The 5,058-nt window shown below is 30.8% G+C and carries 6 protein-coding genes; 1 reads left to right on the top strand and 5 read right to left on the bottom strand.

Annotation, left to right across the window (positions count from 1 at the left end):
- Positions 1–66: 66 nt before the first annotated feature.
- The 5 genes from RR539_RS10345 to RR539_RS10325 all read right to left on the bottom strand — a co-directional run bounded on the left by RR539_RS10345 (position 67) and on the right by RR539_RS10325 (position 4,455).
- On the bottom strand, positions 67–987 hold the full coding sequence (locus tag RR539_RS10345; protein ID WP_332500413.1) for a polysaccharide deacetylase family protein: 921 nt from the start codon (positions 985–987) through the stop codon (positions 67–69).
- A 179-nt stretch (positions 988–1,166) separates the two neighbouring features.
- Complete coding sequence (locus tag RR539_RS10340; RefSeq protein WP_332483814.1) at positions 1,167–2,393, bottom strand: DUF4179 domain-containing protein; 1,227 nt, start codon at positions 2,391–2,393, stop codon at positions 1,167–1,169.
- The gene (locus RR539_RS10335) at positions 2,386–2,709 is read right to left on the bottom strand and encodes a hypothetical protein (protein ID WP_332474730.1); all 324 of its coding nucleotides are present in this window, start codon (positions 2,707–2,709) and stop codon (positions 2,386–2,388) included. The genes RR539_RS10340 and RR539_RS10335 overlap by 8 nt, the downstream gene beginning before the upstream one ends.
- 29 nt (positions 2,710–2,738) lie before the next feature.
- Positions 2,739–3,968, bottom strand: a complete 1,230-nt coding sequence (locus RR539_RS10330; protein WP_332474731.1) for a DUF4179 domain-containing protein — start codon at positions 3,966–3,968, stop codon at positions 2,739–2,741.
- The gene (locus RR539_RS10325; RefSeq protein WP_332474732.1) at positions 3,961–4,455 is read right to left on the bottom strand and encodes an RNA polymerase sigma factor; all 495 of its coding nucleotides are present in this window, start codon (positions 4,453–4,455) and stop codon (positions 3,961–3,963) included. The genes RR539_RS10330 and RR539_RS10325 overlap by 8 nt, the downstream gene beginning before the upstream one ends.
- 166 nt (positions 4,456–4,621) lie before the next feature.
- Between RR539_RS10325 and RR539_RS10320 the strand changes: the two genes are divergently transcribed.
- Positions 4,622–5,017: a hypothetical protein gene (locus RR539_RS10320; RefSeq protein ID WP_332474733.1), complete on the top strand. Its 396-nt coding sequence runs from the start codon at positions 4,622–4,624 to the stop codon at positions 5,015–5,017.
- Positions 5,018–5,058 lie beyond the last annotated feature (41 nt).

The raw sequence follows: 5,058 nt of genomic DNA, 5'->3' as shown, positions 1-5,058 counted from the left end.
TTAAATTTTTACTTTTGACACCTTCTTATAAGGTTTTCAGGCTAACTTATTCCACCTGTTACAACTTTAGTTTCCTATAGTTTTGAATTCGTAGCCCTGTTCTTTGTAGAACTTAATTATTTGTGGTAGCATTTCTGCTGTTTTATCCTTACCAAATGTATCATGCATTAATATTACTACATTTTGCTGGTCAGCAGTTGATGATATAACTCTTTTCATCATTTGCTCTGTTGAGTATTTCTTACCCTCAGCATCTCCATTTAATGCATTCCAGTCAATACTTACTATTCCGTCCTTTGCAAATGCTTCCTTAAGTGCTGGAAGGTTTGAGTCTTTATAATGCTTTCTAGACATTTCACCACCTGGCATTCTAAGAACTGTACTATTAAATTCTTCACCTAGGATTTCCTTCATAAGATTGTTAGTCTTATTGAATTCCTCCATAAAGTAATCCACATTTACCCTTCTTCCTGGGTATAACTTTTTAAGATTATGTGTATAACTATGGTTAGCTATAGCATGTCCACCTTCTACAGATCTTTTAAGTAATACTTTAGATTTGTCATCTTCTAATCTTTGACCAAGTACAAAGAATGTTCCCTTAACATTCTCCCTATCTAGTACATCTAATACCTTTTCAGTATTAGGGCTTGGACCATCATCAAATGTTAAAAACACCTTTTTACCCTCACCTACATAAGTTTTGTTTAGCATAGCTTCAACGTCCTTGGCAGGTACTGAGTAATTTTTTCCCTCATATGTTAAGTTATAATCCTTTATAATATCTGTTGGCTTTGGTTTAGCCTCTTCCTTTTTCTTTTCTGCACTTACCTCTGAACCTTTATCTCCAAAATAGTTAGCATATAGTTTACTTGCACCAAATATTCCAAGGCCTACAACACCTATAATAGCTAGTCCAACTATATTTCCTATAATAACTTTTTTTCTTGATTTACTTTTTCTTCTGTCAGCTCTTGATTCACTCATTACCTTACCCCTTAAACTACATATTATATTTTATTTCTCTTACATTATATAACTTAATGTAAGTTATTGTAAGTATATATATAATAATATCAAATTTTAGAGGTAAAAAAGTTATGATAAGGTTACCATAAGCCTAATTTCACAATAAAAAAAGGTGGCATTAACCACCTTTTTCAATATTATTTTAAATTTATACATATCTTCTCAGTAAGTCCCATATAAGCACCTGAAATATCTATATATCCCCTATCTATATTCTTAGGTATTATATACTCTATTTCAAGTCCCTTAGACTCATCTCCTAGATCTGAAACACCAGTACTTGAACTTATTGGGGCCCCCTCCATATTATATACATTACCATTAGTAAGATGCTTGATTTTGGTTGTCTTAAGTCCAAGGCCCATAGTATTAATATAGTTTATTTCTATTCCATAATCATTAGGAGTTATTGTCTTCTTCTTAAAATCTATATAGAGTCTATTCCCTTCACGATTCATATAATAAACCCCACTGCACTTAAATTCTATGCTTTTAGCTCCCTGTATACTTCCCTCAAATTCTACAACATCTTCTTCCCCTTCAGTGCTATAAAATCCTGGTGATATTCTATGGGACTTACCATCTATTATTAACTCTGGGTCTTTAAGTGCTGAATACTTATACTTATTACTTTCAAGACTTATCTTAAACTTAGTTCTTGTAATAGTTGATGCAAAGTCGTATATCTTTAGGTTGCCTGCACTTGTAGCTATGCTTATAGGCTTTATATTTTCCTTCTTAAGTGTAGACTTTAACATCTCCTCACTAAGCTTAATAGGAACACTAAACTTTGCTACTACCTTGTTGGTCCCTCTATTTGTATAGATATAATTAAGAACAAATTCCTTAGTTGGCTCCTTAAACATCATAGTAATATATCTGTTCTTAGCCCCACTATCATTAAAGTTAGTCCACCCAACTGTGGCATTTGTTTTAGTATGATCAATAGATACACTCTCATCTAATTCATAATTAGATATAACATTGTGTCCAACCCAAAGACTCTTATAGTCTCCAACAACTGAGTTAACCTTTAGTGTTACTCCACTCTTAGTTTCTATATATCCAATTTCCTTAATTAAATTCTTATCTATGGAATTCTGATACCTCTTATCAAAGTCAACAAGTCTTGTTAATTCCCTAAGATAAGGAATCTTATATGCTGCTGATGCAAAAGCATCAATTGTATTAACTCCTAGAATAAAACTAATCATTACGACAACTAAGGATAGGGCTACCCCCTTAAGTTTAGAAGTAATCCTCCTTCTTCTTCCCCTTTTAAGTGAAGAATTAACCACTTCATTTAGAGAATCTGGGATAACTATATTATTAATGTCTAGTTTTGACTTATCATTACTATTCATTACTATCACCCTCCCAGTACATCTCTATTAACTGATTTACAAGACTATCCTTTAGGTCTATGTCATCTATTAATTCAGTTTTTTTAAGTTCAGCTATGGATTTTTCTCTAATTAAATTAATCAAAAATACCTTTAACTGAGGCTTATTTTTAAATTTTCTAAGGTTTTTACAGGCTTCCTCTATAGTTATCTTAAGTATATTTAATGATACTTTTTCCTCTCTAGTATAGATATATATTGCTTTATATAAGTTAACCTTGTTACTAACTATATAGTCTTCAAAGGATTTATTACCTATACTACTAAAGCTAAACATATTCTTACCCCCTATACATTAATAAGTCATTACCTAATAATCTGTCTAACTTCTTCTGTCATACCTATAACTGCCCAATCAACCTTAATATTAGCCTTATCACATAACTTCTCTATTTTAAACAATATCTCTATAGGGTAATTACTAAACTCATCTCTTCCCATACAGGTCCACTGCCTCTCACCCTTTGTATAACCGTCTAGTGTATTAATAAAGCTTATGCTAATATTTTTAAGTTGTGTAGTTTTAAGAATAACCTCACTTTCTGTTATACTTCCTATCTCAATATTGTACTTATTCTTCTCGATTGTTTTGTTCTTAAGATCAAGCTCTATTTCGTTGCCATCCCTATACATATAGTAGACTCCATCACAAATAAACTCTATGCTTTTAGCTCCATTAATTCCCCCTTGGAATTCAATCACTTCATATTCTTCACTTCCTGATAAGGAATGGGATGGAGCCCTTTTATGAATCTTCCCATCTACTATAAGTCTTGGATTTTCAAAGCCTGAGTATTTATACTTATCACTTATTAATCTAACCTTAACCCTAGTTCTTGTTATTGTTGATTCAAAGTCAAATAGCTCAAGGTCTCCTAAACTGGTACTAACCTTAACTTTCTGTATATCTTCCTTCTTTAATGTTGACTTTAACATATTCTCATTTAGCTTAATTGGAACATTAAACTGAGCTGTTACCTTTTGAGTCTTTACGTTCTTAATATCAAACTTTATATTAAACTCCCTAACAGGAGTCTCAAATCCTATAAATGAGTATCTATCAGTTATGCTATAATCCTCTAAATAACTTCCATAGGTTATCATAGCTGGTGAACTAACACTTACAGCTTCTTCAGCTTCATAGTCAGATATAACCTCATATCCAACCCATAGTCCCTTATAATCCCCAACTACAGTATTAACTCTAAGGGTTACTCCCCCCTTAGTTTCTACAAACCCTATATCCTCAACTAACTTCTTATCCACAGAACTTTCATATCCACGGTCAAAGTCTATAAGTCTTGTAAGTTCTCTAAGCCATGGAATTTTATAGGCAGCAGATGCTACAGAGTCAACCGTATTAACTGCTATAGTAAACCCTAAAAATAATATTAATATACTTAGGGCCCCCCCCTTCACCTTTGACTTTAATCTATTTCTTCTACCCTTTTTAAGGGATGATGTAACAACTTCACCTAATTCGTCTGGGATAATAATCTTATTAATGTCTAGCTTTTGCCCATCATTATTATTCATAATTATCCTCCTTAATATCTTTTCTTAACAAATTTAAAGCTTTATGAATTCTATTCTTAACATCTGATTCCTTAATTAAGAGTATTTCTGATACTTCTCTAATTGTGTAACCATAATAATACTTTAAAACTATAATTCCTCGAAGTTCATCATCTAATATTTCTAAATTAACTTCTATATTATCTTCAGCACTATTCTTATTAATAATTGCTTCTAATATATCTTGAGAATAAGACAATGTTCTTTTTTCTTTTTTCATATATGTTAAGGATGTATTAATTACTATTCGTGTAACATAGGTCTTAAGGTAATTTTTGTTTTCTATTTTTCTTAAGCTTTTATATGCTTTAAGAATACTTTCTTGAACTATATCTAGTGCATCCTCTTCACTTTTAAGGTAAGTAAATGCCATCTTATATAGATACACTTGATTCTCTACTACAAACTCTTCAAACTCTTTTTTTGACACCCTGCCTAAAGTAAACATATCCCCCTCCTTAAAGCTTTCTTCACATATTAGACTAATAATATTGCTAAATTGTTTAAGTAACTTTATAAAAACTTTACAATATATTGAAACTTAATATTAATATATATGTTACCATATAATTATTAGATTAATCCTATTTTGGATGCAACTAGGAGATGATTAAGTGTCTATAAAAAGATTAATTATTCTTTTTTACATTTTAACTGCTTTAGGAATGTTTATGCCCTGGTTTAGCTTTAATGAACCTATTGTATATACACAGGAAGTTAACTACTTTTTTTCTCCTTTAACAGTTTGGATAATTATATCAGGAATTTTACTATTTTCATCAGGTAATTCTAAGGGCAAGGTGATTGCTACTTTCACTTTTTTATCACTTGTTCCTCTTACCTGTATTTATCTTTTTTTAACTTGGCATATGCTTCTAATTTCAGGTGAAGCAAATATTGTAGACAGTTTAGTTTCCAACCATTATGGGTTCTTTGTAACCTTTATATCATCTCTTATAAATGTAATTATTTACTGCATTAATATGCTTAAAAGTGATGATGAAAACTAATATAATTTCTTTAGATATTTATTATATTGTTATCTAATATA

This window comes from Clostridium sp. (assembly GCF_036639235.1).
GTDB lineage: Bacteria > Bacillota > Clostridia > Clostridiales > Caloramatoraceae > Clostridium_AB.
Note: the sequence above shows the minus strand (reverse complement) of the source record. Positions and strands in the feature narration are given on the sequence as shown.